This window comes from Tsukamurella ocularis (genome assembly GCF_965138335.1).
GTDB lineage: Bacteria > Actinomycetota > Actinomycetes > Mycobacteriales > Mycobacteriaceae > Tsukamurella > Tsukamurella ocularis_A.
This window is the reverse complement of record NZ_CBCSDV010000002.1, coordinates 93231-114338: the sequence shown is the minus strand read 5'-3', so window position 1 is coordinate 114338 and position 21108 is coordinate 93231. Positions and strand designations below refer to the sequence as shown.

Below are 21108 nucleotides of genomic sequence, written 5' to 3'. Positions count from 1 at the left end.
CTAATAGTAATCATTTCCATTAGTGGTGTGACCGGTGGGTCGTCAGGCGCCGCCGTAGTGCGCCGACATCGCCGGGAAGTAGTCGGCGAAATCCGGTGCGGCGTCGCCGTTCTCGGCGGCGACGAGCGCGTCGAGGTAGTACTCCCACCCCGGCCCGACCTCGGCGGCGTTCGCCGCGGCGTCGAGATGATGCACGAAGGTCAGCCGGGTGCGGGCACCGTCGCGCTCGACGAGCGCCTCGAGGTTCCACTCGCCGTACTCGTCCTTGGCGTGCACCCCGAGCCTTCGGGGCGGTTCGCACGCGGTGATGGTCATCGGCATCACCGGCGCACCCTCCTCGAAGCCCATGGTCACCCGCACGACGGACCCGACGCCGGGCTCCCCCGTCCAGCCGCCGAACCACCGTGCGGTGCGGTCCGGCTCGGTGATCGAGGCCCAGACGTCGTCGACGCCCGCATCGAAGTACCGCTCGAGTATCAGGTCGCGCCCGCCGTCGGCGGATTCCACGCGTCCCGTCGCCTGCTTCGTCATGCCGTTCCCCGTTCGTGTGTTCCGTCGATCCCGATCCCGCCCGTGCCGCCGGACGGCCGCGCGTTGTCGCGCCGCGCGCGGCGCACCTCGGTGTCCAGCGCGGGCGAGGCGAGCAGGCCGGCGAGCCGTCCGGGGCCGCGCACCCGGGCGAGCCAGTCGTCCACCTCGTCGAGCGCGGCGAGCCGCAGCGCGTACGAGCGCTCCCGGCCGTCCCCGCCCGACGGTCCGCCCTCGACGACGCCCGCGTCGCGGAGCACCCGCAGGTGACGACTGACGGCCGGCCGGCTGATGTCGAACTCGGCGGCGATCTGCCCCGCCGTCATCGGAGCGCCGCTCAGGAGGACCACGATCCGGCGACGGACCGGGTCGGCGATCGCAGCGAAGACGCTCACACCAACAACGTAACGCATCGGTTACGCATTTGTCTAGAAGAGCGACTCCTGCAGGTCCGGCGCGGCGGAGCCGGAAACCAGCGGGGCCCTCGGGGCGCGCTGCGGCGGGCTCGCATACGGATCCTCGAGACGCAGCAGCCCGAACTCCTCGAGCATCGGTGTGACGCGGGCCCGCAGGTGCGTCCGGTAGTCGGCCGAGACGCGGCCGGTGGAGCCGTACAACTGGCGGTAGCGACGCACCAGCATCGGATGGTTCTCCGACAGCCAGCCGAGGAACCAGTCCCGGTACCGCCCCGTCAGGTTCAGCGCCATGACCGACGCGCTCGCGGCCCCCGCGTCCGCGAGCGCGGCGATCAGCGCGCGGAGCGAGGCGGCGTCGTCGGTGAGGTAGGGCACGACCGGCGCGACCATGACGTGACAGTCGAAGCCCGCCTCGGCGATGGCGCGGATCAGCTCCAGGCGCGCCTCGGGCTTCGGCGTCCCCGGTTCGAGCGAGCGCTGCAACTCCGGGTCGAGCAGCGCCAGCGACACCGACAACTGCACCGGCACGCGCGTGGCGGCGGTCGTGAGCAGCGGAAGGTCGCGCCGCAGGAGAGTTCCCTTGGTGAGGATCGAGATCGGCGAGCCCGCGCCCGCCAGCGCCCCGATCACGCCTGGCATCAGCCGGTACCGCCCCTCCGCACGCTGATACGGGTCGGTGTTGGTGCCGAGCGCGACGGGCTCCCCCCGCCAGGACGTCCGCCGCAGCTCCTTCTTGAGCACGGAGACGAGGTTCGTCTTCACCACGATCTGCGAGTCGAAGTCGCCCCCCGCGTCGAAGTCGAGGTACTCGTGGCTCGACCGCGCGAAGCAGTAGGTGCACGCGTGGGTGCACCCCCGATACGGGTTGACGGTCCACGAGAAGGGCATCGCCGAGGACTCGGGCAGCTTGTTCAACGCGCTCTTGCAGAGGACTTCGTGAAAGGTGATGCCCTCGAACTCCGGCGTCGTGACCGTGCGCCCCACGCCCTCGAGGCCGGGCAGCGCACGCACGCCCGAGCCGGCATCACCGAGTAGCTGACCGTCCCATCGCACACCGCTATTCGAACATCTCGTTCGAGTGCAGTCAAGCGTTCGAACACCGCGCGTCTACCAGGGCGGCCGGGCGATCTCGTCCACTTCGTCGGCCGTGAACACCAGCTCCTCGGCGCCACCGACCTCGCGCGCGATCCCCGCCGCGCGGAACAGCGGGCGGTCGCGCATCGGCGTCGACGAGGCCTGCGCGCGCGACTGTTCGGCGAGCACGCGCCCGATGTCGCGCACGTCGGCGCGACGGTTGCGGTCCAGTGCCTCCGCGAGGCGGCGCGTGCCCAGCATCGGCAGCTCGCGGCCACGCACCCGGCCGCGGGCGGGCCCCTCGTACAGGGCGACCGGCAGGCGCACCGTCGTCCTGCCGTGCCGGATCCGCAGCGAGACCTGGGCGAGCCGCGCCACCTCGGCGACCAGGTCGACCTCGTCGGCGTCCATGAGGTTCACCCGCTGCGTGCGCAGCGTCCGCCGGGTGAGCACCCGGTGGTCGAGCACGACCCGCCGCCGCGCGACGCCGAGGTAGCCGCCGAACCCCGGCGCGGCGCCCGCAACGAGGACGGCGGTGCCCCACACCGGCCCGGCGAGGATCAGCACGATCACCGCGACCACGACGGTCACCAGGAGCCCCACGGCCACTGCGCGCCGCACCTTCGGCAGCACCACGCGGGGCGGGATCAGGTCGACATCGACGGCGTCCTCCGCGCTCAGCTCCCGCGGGTCGCGGGCGCCGGGCTCGGCGGGGCTGGACGACACGCGGGCTACCCTGCGCTCTCGGAGCTCTCGGTCACGATCACGTCCACGACGGTATCGATCGGGAGGGCCCGCTGCTCACCCTTCGCCAGATCCTTGACCATCACGACGCCCTGATCGAGCTCCGAATCCCCCAGGATCAGGGCGAATCGGGCACCCGAGCGGTCCGCGGCCTTCATCGCACCCTTCATGGCGCGGTTGCCGTAGGCCATGTCGGAGGCGACGCCCGCCCGCCGCAGGCGGCCCAGGAGCGGCACCATCGCATCGCGCGCGGCGTCGCCGAGGGGTACCCCGAAGGCCACGACGCGGGGTGCCGCCGGGGCGCGCTTGCCCTCCGCGGCGAGGGCGAGGAGCGTGCGGTCGACGCCCAGGCCGAAGCCGACGCCGGTGACGCCCTCGCGGCCGCCGAGCTGCTCGACGAGGCCGTCGTACCGGCCGCCGCCGCCGATGCCCGACTGCGCGCCGAGGCCGTCGTGGACGAACTCGAAACACGTCTTCGTGTAGTAGTCGAGGCCGCGGACCAGGCGCGGGTTCACGACGTAGGGCACGCCCATCGCGTCGAGGTACCCCAGCACCTTCTCGAAGTGCTCCTTCGGCTCCGGCGTGAGGTTGTCGATCATGAGCGGCGCGTCGGCCGTCATCGCCTTGACCTCCGGCCGCTTGTCGTCGAGCACGCGCAGCGGGTTGATCTCCGCGCGCCGGCGGGTCTCCTCGTCGAGGTCCAGCGCGAACAGGAACTCCTGCAGCTTCTCGCGGTACTGCGGGCGGCACGTCGCGTCGCCGAGGCTCGAGACCTCCAGCCGGAAGCCGTCGAGACCGACGCTGCGGTAGGCGCGGTCCGCCACGGCGATCACCTCGGCGTCCAGCGCCGGGTCGTCGACGCCGATCGCCTCCATGCCGACCTGCTGCAGCTGCCGGTAGCGGCCCTCCTGCGGACGCTCGTACCGGAAGAACGGGCCCGCGTAGGCGGCCTTCACCGGCAACTGGCCGCGGTCGAGGCCGTGCTGGAGTACCGCGCGGACGACGCCCGCGGTGCCCTCGGGGCGCAGCGTGACCGAGCGGTCGCCGCGGTCGGCGAAGGTGTACATCTCCTTCGCGACCACGTCCGTCGACTCGCCGACGCCGCGCGCGAAGAGCGTGGTGTCCTCGAAGATCGGCAGCTCGATGTAGCCGTACCCCGCCTCGGCGGTCGCCCGCAGCAGCGCGGTGCGCACGGCGAGGAAGTCGGCGGAGCTGTTCTTCTCCCCCGACGGCACCGGGATGTAGTCGGGAATGCCCTTGGGAGCCTGGAAGCTACCGGCGCTCACAGTCCGAATCGTCCTTTCCGCTCGGCGGGTGTCTCAGTACCCGTGAGCCCCTGCAGGAACGGGTTCGACGCCCGCTCCCGCCCGATGGTGGTGGCCGGGCCGTGCCCGGGCAGGACGACCGTGTCGTCCCGCAGGGGCAGCAGCTTCGCGGCGATCGAGCCCAGCAACTGTTCGTGGCTGCCGCCCGGGAGGTCGGTCCGGCCGATCGAGCCCTGGAACAGCACGTCGCCGTCGAAGGCGACCGTAACGGTCTCGCCCTCGACCGGGGCACCGGCACCGTCGACCGCGGGCGCCTCGACGGTGAAGACGATCGAGCCCGCGGAGTGGCCGGGCGCGTGGTCGACGCCGAAGGTGATCCCGGCGAGGGTGACGGGCTCGCTGTCGACGAGGTCGATGACCTTCTCCGGCTCCACGAAGACCTGGTCGCCGATCATCGCACCGAGCGCGGCGCCGATCCCGACGGCGGGGTCCGCGAGCATCGGGCGGTCGCCCTCGTGGATGTGGACCGGGATGCCGTACTCGTCGGCGAAGGGCTGCGCGGTCCACGTGTGGTCGAGGTGACCGTGCGTAAGCAGGACCGCGACCGGGTTCAGGCGATGCTCGGCCAGCAGCTGCTTGAGGGGCTCGACGGCGTCCTGACCGGGGTCGATGACGACGGCGTCGGCGCCCGGACCCGTCGCCACGACGTAGCAATTGGTCTGGAACACCCCCGCGGGGAATCCGGTGATCAGCATCCGACCATTGTGGCACCAGACCCGGTGACGGCGTCGCTCAGGTTTAGCTGGCAGACTTGGCGATCAGTTGTGCCCGCCGGATGTCGGTAATGAGGAGGTCGTCACACCGTGCCGAGCAATGAAGAGCGCCGCCAGGCAGCCCGCGAGAAGCTGGCGAAGCAGAACGAGCGGCGTGAGGCCGACGCGCGCAAGCGCAAGATCAAGGCGGGTGCCGTCGCCGGCGTCGTCGTGGTCGCGCTCGTCGCCGCCGGCTGTTACATCTGGCTCCCGCAGGGCCCCCGCGCCCCGCTCCGGGTCGGCGCCGAGGACCGGTACAAGTCGCTCCACGTGAACTGCGACTTCACCGATCGCCCGGATCAGGCGACCGCGCTGCGCGAGAACATCACGAAGGCACGAGGACAGATCGCGCAGCAGAAGGCCGGCATGGCCAAGATGCCCGCCGACCAGCAGAAGACCGCGCAGGAGCAGATCGACACCGTCGAGAAGCAGATCGTCGAGGCGGAGAAGTCGCTGCCCGCGCTGGACAAGCTGACCGCCAAGAACAAGGGCGTCACCAAGCCCGATGGCACGGACGTCCCGAACACCGGCACCGCGAAGGGCACCATCACCACCAACGCCGGCGCCATCGGCTTCGAGCTCGACCGCTCGAAGGCGCCGTGCAACGTGCAGACCTTCCTCCGGCTGATCGAGGCGAAGTACTTCGACGGCACGCCCTGCCATCGCGAGGTCGCCAACACGGCGGACCCCAAGGCCGGGACCTCCGACCTGTTCGTGCTCCAGTGCGGTGACCCGACCGGCACCGGCAGCGGCGGCCCGAGCTGGACCTCCCCCGACGAGAAGCCCACCTTCCTCAAGGAGTCGGGCGCGGCCGCGAACCCGATGCAGACGGCCCAGAACGTGGTGTACCCGGCCGGCACGATCGCCGTCGCCAACGCGAACAGCGAGGCCAACCCGATGACGGGCCAGCCCGCGACCAGCAACACCGGCTCGAGCCAGTTCTTCCTGGTGTACAAGGAGACGACGCTGCCCGCCAACTACGCCGTGATCGGCCAGATGGACGACGCCGGACTGACCGTGCTGCAGATGATCGCGAAGAAGGGCATCGCCCCCAAGGACGGCGACCCCGCGCCGAAGCCGGGCGACAAGCCCGTCACCGACGGCAAGCCCAAGGAGCCCGTGAACATCACCACCATGGCGCTCGCCGGCCCGTAGCCGGCGCACGAGGAAGGCCCCCGCTCCGGCGGGGGCCTTCCTTCGTTCCGGGTGGCCGAGCGCCGCGGTCGGGTGACGCGGCCGGGCGGGTCGCGGCTACTGCGCGGAGGTCACGCGGTAGACGTCGTAGACGCCCTCCACGTTGCGCACCACGTTGAGCACGTGCCCGAGGTGTTTCGGGTCGCCCATCTCGAAGGTGAAGCGCGACACCGCGACCCGGTCGCGCGACGTGGTCACCGACGCCGAGAGGATGTTCACCTTCTCGTCGGCGAGCACCTTCGTCACGTCGGAGAGCAGACGGTGCCGGTCGAGCGCCTCCACCTGGATCGCGACCAGGAAGACCGACGACGCCGACGGTGCCCACTTCACGTCCAGGAAGCGCTCCGGCTCCTTGCGGAGCTCGGCGACGTTGGTGCAATCGGTGCGGTGCACGCTCACGCCGCCGCCGCGGGTGACGAACCCGACGATCTCGTCGCCCGGCACCGGGGTGCAGCACTTGGCGAGCTTCGCCAGCACGCCCGGCTGTCCGGTGACGAGCACGCCGACGTCGGTCGTGGCGGTCGGGCCGGAGATCGTCGACGGGGTGCTGCGCTCGGCCAGCTCCTCCGTCGCCTCCTCGATGCCGCCCAACTGCTCCAGCATCCGCTGCACCACCGTGTGCGCGGACACCTGGTGCTCGCCCACGGCCGTGTACAGCGCTGAGACGTCCGCGTAGCGCAGTTCCTTGGCGATGCCCGCCATTGACTCCGCGTTCGTCAGGCGTTGCAGCGGGAGGCCCGAACGGCGCACCTCCTTGGCGATCGCGTCCCGGCCGTTCTCCAGCGCCTCCTCGCGGCGCTCCTTGGCGAACCACTGCCGGATCTTGGCCTTGGCGCGCGGGGAGACCACGAAGGACTGCCAGTCGCGGGACGGGCCGGCGTTCTCGGCCTTGCTCGTGAATACCTCGACGACCTCGCCGTTCTCCAGCTTGCGCTCGAGCGCCACGAGCCGGCCGTTCACGCGGGCACCGATGCAGCGGTGCCCCACCTCGGTGTGCACGGCGTAGGCGAAGTCCACCGGGGTGCTGCCCGCCGGCAGCGTGATCACATCGCCCTTCGGCGTGAAGACGAAGATCTCCTTGACCGCGAGGTCGTAGCGGAGCGACTCCAGGAACTCCCCCGGGTCCGCCGCCTCCCGCTGCCAGTCGAGCAGCTGGCGCATCCACGCCATGTCGTCGACCTCGGCCAGGTCGGAGCCCTTCGCGCCGCCGCCGGCGCGTCCCTTCGTCTCCTTGTAGCGCCAGTGCGCGGCGATGCCGAACTCGGCGGTCCGGTGCATCTCGCGCGTACGGATCTGCACCTCGAGCGGCTTGCCCTCCGGGCCGATCACCGTCGTGTGCAGTGACTGGTACACGCCGTACCGCGGCTGCGCGATGTAGTCCTTGAACCGGCCCGCCATCGGCTGCCACAGGGAGTGCACGGTGCCGACGGCGGCGTAGCAGTCCCGCACCTCGTCGCACAGGATCCGCACGCCGACCAGGTCGTGGATGTCGTCGAAGTCCCGGCCCTTGACGATCATCTTCTGGTAGATCGACCAGTAGTGCTTGGGCCGGCCCTGCACGTCGGCGACGATCCGCTGAGCGGCCAGGGCGCCGTTGATCTCGGCCCGCACGGAGGCGAGGTACGTGTCGCGCGACGGTGCGCGGTCGGCCACCAGCCGCACGATCTCGTCGTACTTCTTCGGGTGCAGAATGGCGAAGGCCAGGTCCTCCAGCTCCCACTTCACCGTCGCCATGCCCAGACGGTGCGCCAGCGGCGCGATCACCTCGAGGGTCTCGCGGGCCTTGCGGGCCTGCTTCTCGGGCGGCAGGAAGCGCATGGTGCGCATGTTGTGCAGGCGGTCGGCGACCTTGATGACCAGCACGCGCGGGTCGCGGGCCATCGCGATGATCATCTTGCGGATGGTCTCCGCCTCGGCCGCGCTGCCGAGGGCCACCTTGTCGAGCTTGGTGACGCCGTCCACGAGGTGCGCCACCTCGGGGCCGAACTCGGCGGTGAGCTGCTCGAGGCTGTACCCCGTGTCCTCGACCGTGTCGTGCAGCAGCGCCGCGACCAGCGTCGTGGTGTCCATGCCGAGCTCGGCGAGGATCGTCGCCACCGCCAGCGGATGCGTGATGTACGGGTCGCCCGACTTGCGCATCTGGCTGGCGTGCCGCTGCTCCGCCACGTCGTAGGCGCGCTCGATGAGCGCGACGTCGGCCTTGGGGTACACCTCGCGGTGGAGCGCCACCAGGGGCTCGAGCACCGGCCGCACGTGGTTGCGCGTGCCCGTCATCCGGCGGGCCAGGCGCGCCCGCACCCGGCGCGTCGTCGACCCCGTGGTCTCCAGGTTGGGCGGGCCCTGCGGCCCCGCCCCGGCGGGTGTGCGCGCGGCGTCGGACCCCTGAGACTGCAGCGACATGGTGCCTCCCCGCCCGGACGACGTGACTGGACTAGGGATTCAGCCTACCGAGATCGCCGAGACCGCGATGGCACCGCCGGTCATTTCCTGCAGACGCGCCCGTCCGCCGAGCGCCCCGAGCTCGAGGACCACCGACACCCGGTCGACGATCGCGCCCGCGCGCTGCAGCAGGGCCACGGCCGCCGAGACGGTTCCGCCGGTGGCGAGAACGTCGTCGACGATGAGGATCCGCTTGCCCTCCAGCGCGATGCCCTCGGCCGGGATCTCCAGTGCGGCGGAACCGTATTCGAGCTGGTACTCCTCGCGCAGCACGGGCGGCGGCAGCTTGCCCGCCTTGCGCACCGCGAGGGTGCCCACGCCGAGGCGCAGCGCCACGCCGGAGCCCAGCAGGAAGCCGCGGGCGTCCAGCCCGGCCACCAGGTCGACGGTGCCGGCCCCGTCCGGCCGGCCGGATTCGCGGCCGGCCGCGGCGAGCGCGTCGATGACCGCCGCGAGGGCGGCACCGTCGGCGAAGACGGGCGTGAGGTCGGCGAAGACGACGCCCGGCTCCGGGAACCCGGCGACGTGCCGCGTGTGCGCGGCGACCGCCGCGCGGGCCGCGTCAGTCACGACGACGGCTGCGCTTGGTCTGCGGGCGGGCGGGCGCCTTGTCGAGGTGCACCGCACCCGCGTCCGTCGCGGCCACCGCATCGGCGGCCTCCCCCGCCTCCGCGCGGGCCCGGCGCGAGCGCACCTTCTCGTTGTGCGCCTTGTACTGCGGGCGCCGCTCCTTGAGCGTGACCAGCAGCGGCGCGGCGAAGAAGACCGACGAGTAGGTGCCGACCACGACGCCCACCAGCTGGATCAGGCCCAGGTCCATGAGCGTGCCCACGCCCAGCAGGCCCGCGGCGACCACCATCAGGGCGATGATCGGGAGCGCCGAGATCACCGTGGTGTTGATCGAGCGCATGAGCGTCTGGTTGATCGCGAGGTTCGCCTGTTCGGCGTAGGTGCGCCTGCTGGTGTTGAGCACGCCGCGCACGTTCTCCTCGACCTTGTCGAAGACGACGACCGTGTCGTAGAGCGAGAAGCCGAGGATCGTGAGCAGGCCGATCACCGTCGCCGGGCTGACCTCGAAGCCGGACCACGCGTACACGCCCGCGGTGACCACCACGTCGAAGAACAGCGACGCGAGCGCGGCGAGCGCCATGTCCCACTCGCGGAAGCGGACCGCGATGTACACCGTGACCAGGACCAGGAAGACCGCGAGCGCCAGGAGGCCGCGCTGCGTGATCTGGTCGCCCCAGGTGGAGCTCACCCCCGAGAAGCTGATGGTGTTCTCGGCCGGCTTCCCGTCCTGCGCGGGCGGGTGGAAGGTCTCGAACAGGGCGTCACGCGCCTGCGTGATCTGGTTGTTGCTGAGCTCGGACAGCGCCACCTGGTAGGTCTGCGCCGCGCCGGTTCCCGCGGTCTGCACGGCCGAGGGCTCGACGCCCGTCGCCTCGCGCACCGTCTCGCGCACCTTGGCGGTGTCGACCTGGGCGCTCCCCACGGGGAACGAGATCTGCGTGCCGCCCTCGAAGTCGATGCTGAACTTGAAGCCGGGGATCAGGATGCCCAGGATGGCGATCACGATGATGACGCCGGTCGCGATGTAGTAGCGGTTGCGCTTGCCGACGATGTCGAAGGCGCCCGTACCGGTGTAGAGCTTGGTGAAGAAGGAGGCCTTCTTCTCGCTCTCGATGCTGGTGTCGGTCATGCGGACGCCTCCCCGGTCCCGGTGGTAGCTGCGGCGCGCTTGCGCTCACGGCCGATGGCGGCCACGGCGCCGAGGCCGTTCATCGACGGCTTGGCGAAGAACTCGGTCTTCGACGCGAAGTACACGAGCGGGTGCGTCACGAGGAAGACGATGACGACGTCGAGGATGGTCGACAGGCCGAGCGTGAACGCGAACCCCTGGACGTCGCCCACGGCCAGCACGTACAGCACGACGGCGGAGAGCAGCGAGACGGCGTTGCCGGTCCAGATGGTGCGGCGGGCGCTGGCCCAGCCGCGCGGCACCGCGGAGCGGAAACTGCGGCCCTCTCTGATCTCGTCCTTGATGCGCTCGAAGTAGACGACGAACGAGTCGGCGGTCATGCCGATGCCGATGATGATGCCGGCGATGCCGGCCAGGTCGAGCGAGTAGCCGATCCACCGGCCCAGCAGCACGAGCAGGCCGTAGAGCAGGGCGACCGACAGCGCCAGCGACAGCGCGACCAGCACGCCGAGCGCGCGGTAGTAGGCCAGCGCGTAGATGAGCACGAGGAACAGGCCGATCGCGCCGGCGATGAGGCCCGCCTTGAGGGACTCGAAGCCGAGCGTCGCGCTCACGGTCTGTGCGGTACCCGGCTTGAAGGACAGCGGCAGCGAGCCGTACTTGAGCACGCCCGCCAGGTCGCCGGCGGTCTGCTGGTTGAAGTCGCCGGTGATCTGGGTCTGGCCGCCGGTGATGGGGCCGTTGATGTTGGGCGCGGTGATGACCTGCGAGTCGAGCACGAAGGCGGCCTGCTTGCCGACGTTCTTCGCGGTGAAGTCCGCCCACACGCGCGAGGCCTCGCCGGTGAACTCGAGGGTCACGACGTACTGGACCTGGTTCTGCGGGATGCCCGAGGAGGCGTTCTTGATCGACTGGCCGTCGATGATCGCCGGGCCCAGCGTGTAGACGGCGCTCGGCTGTCCCGCCTTCCGCTCGTCGGGGCGATCGCAGGTGATCAGGGGCTTCGCCGGGTCGTCGTTGCCGGCCAGCGGATCCGACGGGGCGTTGCAGTTGAGGGACTCGATGGCCTTCTTCTGCACGGCGGGATCGGTCGACTGCCGCGTGGCGCGCGCCTCGTCGATCGCCTTCTTCGCGGCCGCCGGATCGGTCAGGTCGGGCGCGGGCGTGTTGACCGTGGGGGCGGCCTGCGTGGCGAGCACCGGGCGCACCTTGAGCTGGGCCGTCTGGCCGAGGGTCCGGGCCTGGTCACCGTCGGATCCGGGCACCGTGATCACCAGGTTCCGCCCGCTGATCTTGACCTCCGAGCCGGAGACGCCGAGACCGTTGACGCGCTTGTTGATGATGTCGCGCGCCTGCTCCATCTTGTCCGCTTCGGGGGCTTTCCCGTCCGGCGTGACGGCCTGGAGCACGACGGAGGTGCCGCCCTGCAGGTCGATGCCGAGCTTGGGCGTGGGCTCGCGGTCACCGGTGAAGAACACCAGTCCGAAGACCACGAGCAAGATCAGCCCGAAGGCGATGAGGAGCCGCGACTCGGTGCGGTCGCTACTCGATGTTTTCCTGGCCACGGGCGGTTACGACTCCTCGGCGTGGAGAACGCCTCCGGCGGAGCCCGCCGGAGACGTTCGCTGAAGTGGTGACGGTGATGCGGGTCAGCGGTCCTCGGAGCGCTTGTCCAGGTCGATCGGGTCCGCGTCCTCGGTGATGGACTCGATCGACGGGGCGTCGAGCTCCTCCGGGGTCAGCACCTTGGCGATCGCGCGGCGCACCCAGGTCGTGGTGATGCCGGGCGCGATCTCCAGGTCGATGGTGTCCTCGCCGAGGCCGACGACCGTGCCGTACAGGCCCGTGCTGGTCATGACCTTGGTGCCCACGGTGAGGGCGGCCTGCATCTCCATGGTCTCGTTCATCTGCTTCTTCTGCTTCCGGAACTGGAAGAACATGAAGACGAGCATCAGGACGAGCAGCAGGGGCAGGATCAGGTTCGGCATGTTTCTCCTCGGTGGTGTGGCCGGGGGCGCTCCGCGGCCTCGCCGCCCAGGTCTTAGGCAGCACTCGGTGTTCCAGTGTTCCACATCTCGCGCGGGTCAGGCGGGACGGTGCACCACCAGCGGCAACACCACGGCCGCCCCCGCCTCCCGCAACCGGGCCGCGGCGACGGTCACGGCCCAGCCCGTGCCGGACTCGTCGACGACCAGCAGCACCGACCTGCCGCGGACGGCCTCGGCGGCGGGACCGGCGTCGATCGCGTCGAGCCAGTGCGCGGCCTCCTGCGCGCCGGAGGCGTCGCGGCCGGGCGCCGGACCGCGGGGCACCGGCAGGGTCACGCGGTCCAGCCGCCCCACCTCGGCGATGCGGTCGGCGACGGGTTCGACGGGGCTCGCCCGGTCGGTCAGCTGCAAGGAGGCGACCACCTCGGGCCGGGCGCGCCACTGATCGCGCCACCGCGACAACGCGGCGACCGCGGCGTCCCCGAGGTCGGCGATCGCCTGTGGATCGCCGGCGCGCGCGGATCCGACGGTGCCCGTCCATTCCGGGGCGTCCGCGAACACGAGCACCCGGCCGGGCTCGGCCGCGAGGTCCGGCTGGATCCGGCCCTTGCGGCCGGCGGCGCCCCCGGGCCACATCTTGCGCGGCTCGAGCACCTGACTCTGCGACCGCAGTGCGCCCGCGACGGCCCGCGCGGTGTCCGGAGGGACCGGCTCGCCGAGGCCGTCGGGCACGTGCCCGAGACACACCGAGCAGCGGCCGCACGGTGCGGCCTCGGGATCGTCGAGCGACTCCGTGAGCAGCTGCATGAGACAGCGCTCGCCGCGGGTGTAGGCGCGCATGATGTCCGCCTCGCGCCGACGGGTGGCCACGATCCCGTCGTAGTGCGCGCCGTCGTAGTGCCAGGGCGCGCCCGTGGCGCGGTACCCGCCCTCGACGCGTTCCACCGCACCGTCGACGGCGAGTTGCTTGAGCATCAGGTCGATCCGGGTCCGCCGGATGCCGGTGGCGGCCTCGAGGGCGATCGCCGACTGCCCGCCGCCCGTCTCGTCGTCCGCGAGGGCCGCGAGGACGCGGTCCATCTGTTGCGGGTCCGGGATGGTGGCGGTGGCGAAGTAGTCCCACACGCCGGCGTCGGACTCCGAGGGCAGCAGTGCGACGACGGCGTGGTCGATGGCGCGGCCGGCACGGCCGACCTGCTGGTAGTACGAGACCGGCGAGGGCGGCGAGCCGACGTGCACGACGAATCCGAGGTCGGGCTTGTCGAAGCCCATCCCGAGCGCAGAGGTGGCGACGAGGGCCTTGATCTCGTTCGCGCGCAGGGCGTCCTCGAGGCGGGCGCGGGTGTCCGGATCGAGCTTGCCGGTGTAGGCGGCCACCGGGTACCCGGGGCCGTGCACGGCGCGGATCCCGTCGACGAGGCGTTCGGCGTCGGCCACCGTCAGGGCGTAGACGATGCCGGAACCGGGGAGGTCCGGCAGGTGGCGCGCGACCCAGGCGTACCGGGTGATCGGCGCCAGGGCCGGCAGCACGTTGAGCTGCAGCGACCGGCGCGCCAGCGGGCCGCGCAGCACCAGCGTCGCGTCACCGAGTTGGGCGGCGACGTCGTCGGTGACGCGGGCGTTCGCGGTCGCGGTGGTCGCCAGCACCGGCGTCTGCGGGTGCAGCCGGGTGAGCACATCGGAGACGCGGCGGTAGTCGGGCCGGAAGTCGTGTCCCCAGTCCGAGACGGCGTGCGCCTCGTCGATCACCAGCAGCCCGAGGGAGCCCTCGAGCGCGTCCAGGACGCGCCGCCCGAAGGAGGGGTTGGCGAGCCGTTCGGGCGAGACCAGCAGCACGTCGACCTCGCCCGCGGCCAGCGCGGCCTCGATCGTGTTCCACTCCTCGAAGTTCGACGAGTTCAGCGTGGCCGCCCGCAGGCCCGCGCGCTCCGCGGCGGCCACCTGGTCACGCATCAGCGAGAGCAGCGGCGAGACGATGAGAGCGGGGCCGGCCCCCTCGGCCCGCCGCAGCGCGGTGGCCACCCAGTACACCGCGGACTTGCCCCAGCCCGTGGCCTGCACCACCAGCACGCGCGCCGCCGGTTCGAGCAGCGCGGCGACCGCGGTCTCCTGATCCGCGCGCAGCGCGGCCCCGGGCCCCGCGAGCGCCTCGATCACCCGCCGGGCGCGGTCCGCCCGTTCTCCCGTGAGCTGTCGTTCCGTCATCGCCGAGACTCCCCTGATCGGTTGCACCCCGAGGCTAGACGGACCCACCGACACGCGCCCCCACGGCGGTCCTAGCATCGGAGTCGTGAACCCCGTCGCCGCAGCGCTGACCTTCGTCTGGCTCGGAATGATCCTGGCGATCTCGTTCCTCGAGGCGCCGATCAAGTTCCGCGCGCCCGGAATCACCGTCCCGCTCGGCGTGGGCATCGGGCGGCTGGTGTTCCGCGCGCTCAACGCGTGCGAATCGGTGCTCGCCCTCGGCATCGCGATCGCGCTCGCCGTGGGGCCGCACCGCACCGCCACCGTCGCCCTCCTGGCCCTCGCGGCGGCGGACCTCGTGGGCTGCGTCGTGCTGCGCCGCGTCATCGACCGGCGCGTGATCGGCGCGGCCGCCACACACGACATCTCCGACGGCATGCCCCGCAACCACCTCCATCTCGGCTACATCGGCCTCGAGGTGGTCAAGGTGGGGCTGCTGATCGCGCTCGGTGTGGCCGCCCTGGCGTGACGCCCGTTCCCGCGCCTGCACTCCGAGGTCGAGCGCGGCGACGCCGTCCCGCATCGGATCCCCGTGTCCCGGTGCGCGCCGACCGTCGCCTCCGTCACGACCTGCTCCCGGCGGCGACGAGCTCCGCGACGAGCTCGTCGATCAGCGGCCAGTCGCCGTAGCCCGACGCCGGGTTGAGGTGCCCGGCGTCGCCGAGGTCGACGAGCCTGCTCCCCCACGCCTCGGCGAGGCCGGCGGTCACCCGGTACCGGGCCAGCGGGTCGTTCCGGCTGGCGGCGACGACCGACGGGAAGGGCAACCGCCGCCGCGGGATCGGCTCCCACCCGGCCGCGGACAGCTCCGCGGGCCGGGGGTGCGGTTCCGGCCAATCGACCCCGAAGTCGGGCGGCGTCGCGAGCACCGCGCCCACCACCCGGCCGAGCTCGGGCGCACCGTCGGGCAGGGAACGGATCCAGCGCACCGCGGCGAGTACGCCGGCGCTGTGCGCCACCAGGACCACCGGGCCGTCGACCGCCGCGACGGTCTCCCCCACCAGCCGGGTCCGCTCGTCGATCGAGTGCCGGTCGGCCTCGGCCGGGAAGGGCACCGTGACCGCCGCGTCGGTGCGGGCGGCGTACAGCTCCTGCCAGTGCGACGGTGCGCTCCCCCGCAGGCCCGGCACGATGACGGGCACGGGCCCGGTCACCGCGCCGGCTCCGCGTCGAGGGCCTGCAGCTTGGCGAGACCGCGCGGGTGCAGCCGCTTGCCGAGGACCATGAACAGCACCGCCGGGACGTAGACGAGCGGGGCGAGCTGCAGCGCGCCCAGGAGGCCGAGCCGGTCCGCGAGCGCGCCGATGAGGATCGGCGCCAGAGCGAGACCGAGCAGGTTGTTCGCCAGCGTGAGCGTGCCCATCGCGGAGGCCTGCACCGAGCGGTGGGTCAGGGACGCGACCATCGCGGCCGCCGTCCCCGAGCTGCCCGCGGCGAAGAACGCGCCGATACCGAGCAGCACCAGTTGCGCAGTGCCCGTAGGCATCCGGAAGGCGATCATGAGGGCGACGAAGGCGATCGCGCAGTAGGCGATGCCCGCCGTCCACTTCCGCGTCCCGTCGCCCAGGCTGTACCGGTCGGCGAGGAAACCGCACACGATCATTCCGGAGCCCACCAGCAGCACGAACATCGCCGCCGCGCCGCCCGCCTTGTCGACCGAGAGGTGGTAGGCCTCCTTGAAGTACGTCGGCAACCAGGTCAGCATGACCGCGGCCATGAACATCTGCAGGCCGCTGCCGATGTAGGCGCACACGACCGGCGAGTTCGTGAACAGGCTCGACAGCGGGGCACGGGCCACGCGGATCGGCTCCGCGTTCTCCCACGACGGTGCCGCGCCGGCCTCGTCGACCTGGTTCCGCTTGACGCGGGCCTCGGTGACCACGAACTTGAACACGGCGACCAGCAGCAGGCCGAGCACCGCCATCGCTCCGAGCGACCAGCGCCAGCCGAAGTGGACGGCGATGAGGCCGCCGACACCGGTTCCGACCATGGTCCCGAACGAGCCGCCGGCCATGAAGGACGCCGACAGCGCGGCGTGCACGCGTGGCGCGAACAGGCTGAGCACCAGCGCGATTCCGACGCTGCCGTACGCGGCCTCGCCGACGCCGACCACGAACCGGGCGGCGAGCAGCTGCTCGTAGTTCTGCGCGAAGGCGCAGGCCAGCGTGGCGACGGACCACAGCACCGCCATGACGACGAGGCTGCGGACGCGCCCGAGGCGGTCGGCGAGGATCGACACGGGCAGCGTCAGCACGCCGACCATGAGCGCCACCACCGAGATCAACGAGCCCTGCTGGGCCTTGTCGAGATGCAGTTCCTGTCCGAGCGGGACGAAGACCGCGGCGAGCACCTGGCGGGACATGTAGTCCGAGAGGAGAAGTGCGAATGCGAGCGCGAAGACGACCCACGGGTAGATCCGCCGGCGGGACCGCACTGGTCCCGCCGGCGTACCGTCGGCGCCTGAGATGTCACCCGTGCGGGTGGTCATGAGGGCCATTGTCATTCATCCGTTCAGGCGTGCTGGGTGAATCCGAGCTGGCCGGCCTGCCGATTGGGCGCGTAGCCGAGCTTGGCGAGGGTCTCGTCGACCGAGGCGTACTGCTCGCCGATCCGGTAGATGTCGCGGGCCTCCTTGCCGGTGGCGACGTCGCGGCCGAGCTCGTGGCTGATCCGCACGAGCTGCTTGACCTGGTCGACGGACGTGATCTTCTCTCCGGGCCGGCCCCAGATGGTGTCCTCGTTGCCGCAGCGGGTGTGCAGGCCCATCGCGATGGCCATGGTGTTGACGGGCAGCACCGAGCGCATGAGGGTCTCGAGGGTGAGGATCGCGCCGTCGGGCACGCGGCTGATGAAGTTCATGATGTTGTACGGGTTCGGGCCGTCGAAGCCGCCGCCGATGCCGACCCAGGTGAGGTTGAGCGGGCCCATGTACTTGCCGCGACGGATCAGGCGCTCCACGGTCTCCAGCTGCGGGATCGAGCTGAGCTGGAAGTGCGGCTGGATACCGTTGGCGGTCAGGCGGCGCAGGTGCTCCTCGACCCACTCGGGGCCGGCGGGCACCGTCATCTCCCGGTAGGTGTCGTACAGCTCGGGTCGCTGCATGGAGGTGCCGGCGATGTCGTCGTCGGTCATCAGCTCCATGATGTTCATCTGGCTGGTGTTGATGGCGATGGTGACCTGGTCGGGCTTCGGGTCGAGCTCGGCCAGCATGTGCCGGGTGTCGTCGGAGAGCCACTTGGCGTCGGCGCCGTCGCCCTCGGGGGCGAACGAGATCGAGCCGCCGACCTGCAGGATCATGTCCGGCACGGCCTCGCGCAGGCCGGAGAGCAGCTCGTTGAACTTGCTCAGGCGCTTGGAGCCGTGGCCGTCCTCCTCGCGGACGTGGATGTGCAGGACGGTGGCGCCGGCCTCGTAGCAGTCGACGGCCTGCTGGACGTGCTGCTCCATGGTGAGCGGCAGGTCCTCGCGGAAGTCGTCGAGCTCCCATTCGGGGCCGTAGGGCGCGACGGTGATGACCTGCTTCTCCTGGACCTCGGGGAACAGGGCGTCGTCGTGGAAGTGCATGATGGTTCTCCTCGTGAATGGTTGTGGGGCGGAATGTTTCGGGGGGTCAGTACGGGCGGTCGCCGACGATGCCGGCGCGTTCCATCCGGCGCACGGCCGGCCAGTAGTCCTGCACGGCGTAGTGCTGGGTGCAGCGGTTGTCCCAGATCGCGAAGCTGTCCGGGGTCCAGCGCCAGCGCACCTGGAACTCGGGCACGGCGGCCTGGCGCTGCAAGTACTGCAGGAGCTCGCCCGCGCCGGGCGCGTAGTCGAAGCCGAAGCGGATGTTCGCGTCGTTGTGGAAGTTCGTCAGGTGGGTCGCGAAGGCGTTGACGAACAGGATCTTCTCGCCGGTCTCGGGGTGCGTGCGGACCACGGGGTGCTCGGCGTCGGGGAACTTCGCGTGCAGTGCGTGCCGCTGCTCGACCGGCAGGCGCGCACCGAAACTCGCCTCGATCGAGTGCCGGGCGCGCAGGCCCGCGATCCGCGTCTTCACGTCCTCGGGCAGGGCGTTGTAGGCCGCGACCATGTCGACCCAGATGGTGTCACCGCCCACCTCGGGCCCCTCGACACAGCGCAGGACAGACCCGAAGGGCGGGCACTCGCGCCACGTGGCATCGCAGTGGAAGGCGTTCTCGTACGCTTCGCGGTCGCTGTCGAGGTCCTTGTAGATGCGGACGAGGCCGGGGTGTTCGGGGTCGCTGCCGAGCACCGGGTGGTCCTCGAGATCGCCGAAGCGCCGGGCGAGGGCGACGTGATCGGCGCGGCTGATCGGCTGGTCGCGGACGAACAGCACCTTGTGCTCGAGGAGCAGGGCACGCAGTTCGGCGAAGAGGTCGTCGTCGTGGGCGGCATCGGCGAGGTCGACGCCGGTGAGTTCCGCGCCGATGTGGGCGGTGAGGCGATCGGCGCGGATGCGCCGTGCGGTGATGGTCATGACGGGGCCTGGATTCTCGTTCTCGGTGTGCGGGTTCAGGGAAGTCGGGTTCAGGGCAGGAGGATCGATGATCCGGTGAGAGCCCCGGATTCGAGCTCCTTGTGGGCACGGGCGGCGTCGGCCAGCGGGTAGGTCTGCCCCACCGGGACGGTGATGCGGCCGGCGGCGATGTGTCCGAACAGCTCGCCGGCGAGCTCCGCCCGCTCGGCGGGGTCGGCGATGTAGTCGGCGAGGCCGGGCCGGGTGACGAACAGCGAGCCCTTGATCGCGAGCTGCATCGGATCGATCGGCGGGATCGGACCCGACGAGGTGCCGAAGCAGACGAGCAGGCCGCGCTTGGCGAGGCTGTTCATCGAAGCCTCGACGGTGGCCGCGCCGATGCTGTCGAGCACGACCGGAACGCCGACGCCGCCGGTGAGCTCGCGGACGCGCTGTGCGGTGTCCTCGCGGCGGTAGTAGATGATGTGGTCCACGCCGTGTGCGCGGGCGACCGCCGCCTTCTCCTCGGTGGAGACGGTGCCGATCACGGTGAGCCCGAGCAGTTTCGCCCACTGCGCGACGATGAGCCCGACGCCGCCGGCCGCGGCGTGCAGGAGGATCGTGTCGCCCGGACGGTAGTCGTGGATCCGGCGCATCAGGTACGCGGCCGTGAGCCCCCGCATGGTGCAGGCGGCGGCGGTCGCGAAGTCCACCCCGTCGGGCAGATGGATGAGATGCCGCGCCGGGAGCACGAACTCGGTGCTGTACGCGCCGAGCGGGCTGCCGGTGTAGGTGTAGGTCACGCGGTCGCCGGGAGCGAAACCCTCGACGCCCGGGCCCACCTCCTCGATCACGCCCGACGCCTCGACGCCCATGCCGTTGGGCAGGGGCACCGGGTACAGGCCGGTGCGGTAGTAGATGTCGGCGAAGTTCAGGCCGATGGCGTGGTGCCGCACGCGCACCTCGCCGGCACCGGGCGCGCCGACCTCGATGTCTTCGAGCTGCAGCACGTCGGGTCCGCCGGTCTCGTGGAAGCGGATCGCGTTCGCCATGTCGTGGTTCCTCTCGCCGGAGCGGTTCTCGGGATGTGATGCAGATGACAGTACGAGCGGAATTCGACGTAGTCTGTTCCCTACGGGACGGATGACTATTCATATCGAGACTCGGAGGTGACGGTGGTCACAGCGAAGCGACCCCTGGCGCGCTATGCGTCGCTGGCCAACTTCTCCGAGCTCACGCACACCCTGGGCGCGGATCCCCGCCTGCTGCTCCGCGCGAGCGGGCTCGACCCCAGCGGCGTCACGATCCAGGACCGGTGGGTGCCCGCGGATGCCGTCAACGACCTGCTCGAACGCACCGCAACGGTCACCGGCCGCGACGACCTGGGGCTGCGCCTCGCGGAGTTGCGGCGCCTGTCGCACCTCGGCCCGCTGAGCCTGGTGCTGCGCGAGGAGCCCGATGTCCGCAGCGCGCTGCAGGTCCTGATCCGGCACGAACGGATGTACAACGAGGCGCTGCACACCCGGTTGTCGGTCGCCGACGGGATCGCCACGGTGCGCGTCGAACTCGACCTCGAGCGCCCCGCGCCCGACCGGCAGGCCGTCGACCTCGCCGTCGGCGTGGTCTACGGCGTGCTGCGCGAGCTGCTCGGCCGCGACTGGACGCCGCTGTCGGTGTCCTTCGGCCATCCCCCGCCGGTGCGGGTCGAGACCGCGCGCCGGATGTTCGGCGGCGCCCTGCACTTCGATGCCGATCACAACGGGATACGCCTCCCCGCCGGCGATCTCGACCGCGCGACCGCGACCTCGGACCCGCAGCTGCGGGAGTACACCCGCAGGTTCCTCGACGGCGACGACGATCGTGGACGGGACGCGACGGCGCGCATCCGCGAGCTCGTCGACCTGCTGCTCCCCACCGGCCGCTGTTCCGCCGAGCAGGTGGCACGCAGCCTCGGTGTGGACCGGCGCACCGTCCACCGACGACTCGCCGCCGAGGGCACCACCTTCACCGAGGTCGTCGACGACACGCGCGCCGGACTGGCGCGGCACCTCGTGGCGGGCCGGACCTACTCCTTCGCCGAGATCGCCGGGATCCTGGCGTTCTCGAGTCCGTCGAACTTCTCGCGCTGGTTCCGCGGACGGTTCGGCACCACGCCCCGGCAGTGGCGTACTGCCGCAGGCACGGCCGCGGGCACGGCCGCGGGCACGGCCGCGGGCACGGCCGCCACGGCCGACGACGGTTAGCGG

Annotated in this window: 20 protein-coding genes; 3 read left to right on the top strand and 17 right to left on the bottom strand. The window is 71.3% G+C overall.

Features of this window, described 5'->3' with window-relative positions:
- Window positions 1–42: 42 nt before the first annotated feature.
- From ACNAYW_RS03265 to ACNAYW_RS03240, 6 genes are read right to left on the bottom strand one after another with little or no spacing between them, the layout of a single operon-like run.
- Window positions 43–531: an SRPBCC family protein gene (locus ACNAYW_RS03265; protein ID WP_415848317.1), complete on the bottom strand. Its 489-nt coding sequence runs from the start codon at window positions 529–531 to the stop codon at window positions 43–45.
- On the bottom strand, window positions 528–923 hold the full coding sequence (locus ACNAYW_RS03260; RefSeq protein ID WP_415848316.1) for an ArsR/SmtB family transcription factor: 396 nt from the start codon (window positions 921–923) through the stop codon (window positions 528–530). Before ACNAYW_RS03260 ends, ACNAYW_RS03265 begins: the two co-directional genes overlap by 4 nt.
- Window positions 924–956: 33 nt before the next feature.
- Window positions 957–1997, bottom strand: coding sequence for an Rv2578c family radical SAM protein (locus ACNAYW_RS03255; protein WP_415848315.1), 1041 nt, complete (start codon window positions 1995–1997; stop codon window positions 957–959).
- 54 nt (window positions 1998–2051) lie between these two features.
- Complete coding sequence (locus ACNAYW_RS03250) at window positions 2052–2744, bottom strand: hypothetical protein (protein WP_415848314.1); 693 nt, start codon at window positions 2742–2744, stop codon at window positions 2052–2054.
- 5 nt (window positions 2745–2749) lie between these two features.
- Complete coding sequence (gene hisS / locus ACNAYW_RS03245; protein ID WP_415848313.1) at window positions 2750–4048, bottom strand: histidine--tRNA ligase; 1299 nt, start codon at window positions 4046–4048, stop codon at window positions 2750–2752.
- Window positions 4045–4782, bottom strand: coding sequence for an MBL fold metallo-hydrolase (locus tag ACNAYW_RS03240; protein WP_415848312.1), 738 nt, complete (start codon window positions 4780–4782; stop codon window positions 4045–4047). The genes hisS and ACNAYW_RS03240 overlap by 4 nt, the downstream gene beginning before the upstream one ends.
- A gap of 108 nt (window positions 4783–4890) precedes the next feature.
- Between ACNAYW_RS03240 and ACNAYW_RS03235 the strand changes: the two genes are divergently transcribed.
- Window positions 4891–5994: a peptidylprolyl isomerase gene (locus ACNAYW_RS03235; RefSeq protein ID WP_415848311.1), complete on the top strand. Its 1104-nt coding sequence runs from the start codon at window positions 4891–4893 to the stop codon at window positions 5992–5994.
- Between the two features lie 96 nt (window positions 5995–6090).
- Here the strand turns inward: ACNAYW_RS03235 and ACNAYW_RS03230 are convergent, their stop codons facing one another.
- The 6 genes from ACNAYW_RS03230 to ACNAYW_RS03205 form a co-directional block, all read right to left on the bottom strand.
- Window positions 6091–8433 (bottom strand): RelA/SpoT family protein, encoded by a 2343-nt coding sequence (locus ACNAYW_RS03230; protein ID WP_415848310.1) that lies wholly within the window; start codon window positions 8431–8433, stop codon window positions 6091–6093.
- 39 nt (window positions 8434–8472) lie between these two features.
- On the bottom strand, window positions 8473–9042 hold the full coding sequence (locus ACNAYW_RS03225; protein ID WP_415848309.1) for an adenine phosphoribosyltransferase: 570 nt from the start codon (window positions 9040–9042) through the stop codon (window positions 8473–8475).
- Window positions 9035–10171, bottom strand: a complete 1137-nt coding sequence (gene secF / locus ACNAYW_RS03220) for a protein translocase subunit SecF (RefSeq protein WP_415848308.1) — start codon at window positions 10169–10171, stop codon at window positions 9035–9037. The genes ACNAYW_RS03225 and secF overlap by 8 nt, the downstream gene beginning before the upstream one ends.
- Window positions 10168–11736, bottom strand: a complete 1569-nt coding sequence (gene secD / locus ACNAYW_RS03215) for a protein translocase subunit SecD (protein ID WP_415848307.1) — start codon at window positions 11734–11736, stop codon at window positions 10168–10170. The genes secF and secD overlap by 4 nt, the downstream gene beginning before the upstream one ends.
- Window positions 11737–11820: 84 nt before the next feature.
- Window positions 11821–12159: a preprotein translocase subunit YajC gene (yajC, locus tag ACNAYW_RS03210; protein ID WP_415848306.1), complete on the bottom strand. Its 339-nt coding sequence runs from the start codon at window positions 12157–12159 to the stop codon at window positions 11821–11823.
- A 96-nt stretch (window positions 12160–12255) separates the two neighbouring features.
- Window positions 12256–14364, bottom strand: a complete 2109-nt coding sequence (locus ACNAYW_RS03205) for a DEAD/DEAH box helicase (protein ID WP_415848305.1) — start codon at window positions 14362–14364, stop codon at window positions 12256–12258.
- 76 nt (window positions 14365–14440) lie between these two features.
- On the opposite strand from ACNAYW_RS03205, the gene ACNAYW_RS03200 reads away from it, so the two are divergent.
- Window positions 14441–14872 (top strand): hypothetical protein, encoded by a 432-nt coding sequence (locus ACNAYW_RS03200; protein ID WP_415848519.1) that lies wholly within the window; start codon window positions 14441–14443, stop codon window positions 14870–14872.
- 94 nt (window positions 14873–14966) lie between these two features.
- Here ACNAYW_RS03200 and ACNAYW_RS03195 read toward each other — a convergent pair whose 3' ends face one another.
- Genes ACNAYW_RS03195 through ACNAYW_RS03175 form a run of 5 tightly spaced genes read right to left on the bottom strand, consistent with a single transcriptional unit; the run spans window position 14967 to window position 19914 of the window.
- On the bottom strand, window positions 14967–15557 hold the full coding sequence (locus ACNAYW_RS03195; protein WP_415848304.1) for an RBBP9/YdeN family alpha/beta hydrolase: 591 nt from the start codon (window positions 15555–15557) through the stop codon (window positions 14967–14969).
- A complete protein-coding gene (locus ACNAYW_RS03190) occupies window positions 15554–16891 on the bottom strand; it encodes an MFS transporter (RefSeq protein ID WP_415848303.1) in 1338 nt (445 codons plus the stop codon). Before ACNAYW_RS03190 ends, ACNAYW_RS03195 begins: the two co-directional genes overlap by 4 nt.
- 23 nt (window positions 16892–16914) lie before the next feature.
- Complete coding sequence (locus ACNAYW_RS03185; RefSeq protein ID WP_415848302.1) at window positions 16915–17967, bottom strand: beta-keto acid cleavage family enzyme; 1053 nt, start codon at window positions 17965–17967, stop codon at window positions 16915–16917.
- A 46-nt stretch (window positions 17968–18013) separates the two neighbouring features.
- A complete protein-coding gene (locus ACNAYW_RS03180; protein ID WP_415848301.1) occupies window positions 18014–18883 on the bottom strand; it encodes a TauD/TfdA dioxygenase family protein in 870 nt (289 codons plus the stop codon).
- A gap of 50 nt (window positions 18884–18933) precedes the next feature.
- Complete coding sequence (locus ACNAYW_RS03175) at window positions 18934–19914, bottom strand: quinone oxidoreductase family protein (protein ID WP_415848300.1); 981 nt, start codon at window positions 19912–19914, stop codon at window positions 18934–18936.
- A gap of 117 nt (window positions 19915–20031) precedes the next feature.
- Between ACNAYW_RS03175 and ACNAYW_RS03170 the strand changes: the two genes are divergently transcribed.
- Complete coding sequence (locus ACNAYW_RS03170; protein ID WP_415848299.1) at window positions 20032–21105, top strand: AraC family transcriptional regulator; 1074 nt, start codon at window positions 20032–20034, stop codon at window positions 21103–21105.
- Window positions 21106–21108 lie beyond the last annotated feature (3 nt).

Coding starts and splice junctions, on each gene's coding strand:
- ACNAYW_RS03265 (WP_415848317.1), bottom strand. CDS start 531: ATGACGAAGCAGGCGACGGGACGCGTGGAATCCGCCGACGGCGGGCGC.
- ACNAYW_RS03240 (WP_415848312.1), bottom strand. CDS start 4,782: ATGCTGATCACCGGATTCCCCGCGGGGGTGTTCCAGACCAATTGCTAC.
- ACNAYW_RS03230 (WP_415848310.1), bottom strand. CDS start 8,433: ATGTCGCTGCAGTCTCAGGGGTCCGACGCCGCGCGCACACCCGCCGGG.
- secF (WP_415848308.1), bottom strand. CDS start 10,171: ATGACCGACACCAGCATCGAGAGCGAGAAGAAGGCCTCCTTCTTCACC.
- yajC (WP_415848306.1), bottom strand. CDS start 12,159: ATGCCGAACCTGATCCTGCCCCTGCTGCTCGTCCTGATGCTCGTCTTC.
- ACNAYW_RS03205 (WP_415848305.1), bottom strand. CDS start 14,364: ATGACGGAACGACAGCTCACGGGAGAACGGGCGGACCGCGCCCGGCGG.
- ACNAYW_RS03190 (WP_415848303.1), bottom strand. CDS start 16,891: ATGACCACCCGCACGGGTGACATCTCAGGCGCCGACGGTACGCCGGCG.
- ACNAYW_RS03185 (WP_415848302.1), bottom strand. CDS start 17,967: ATGCACTTCCACGACGACGCCCTGTTCCCCGAGGTCCAGGAGAAGCAG.
- ACNAYW_RS03180 (WP_415848301.1), bottom strand. CDS start 18,883: ATGACCATCACCGCACGGCGCATCCGCGCCGATCGCCTCACCGCCCAC.
- ACNAYW_RS03175 (WP_415848300.1), bottom strand. CDS start 19,914: ATGGCGAACGCGATCCGCTTCCACGAGACCGGCGGACCCGACGTGCTG.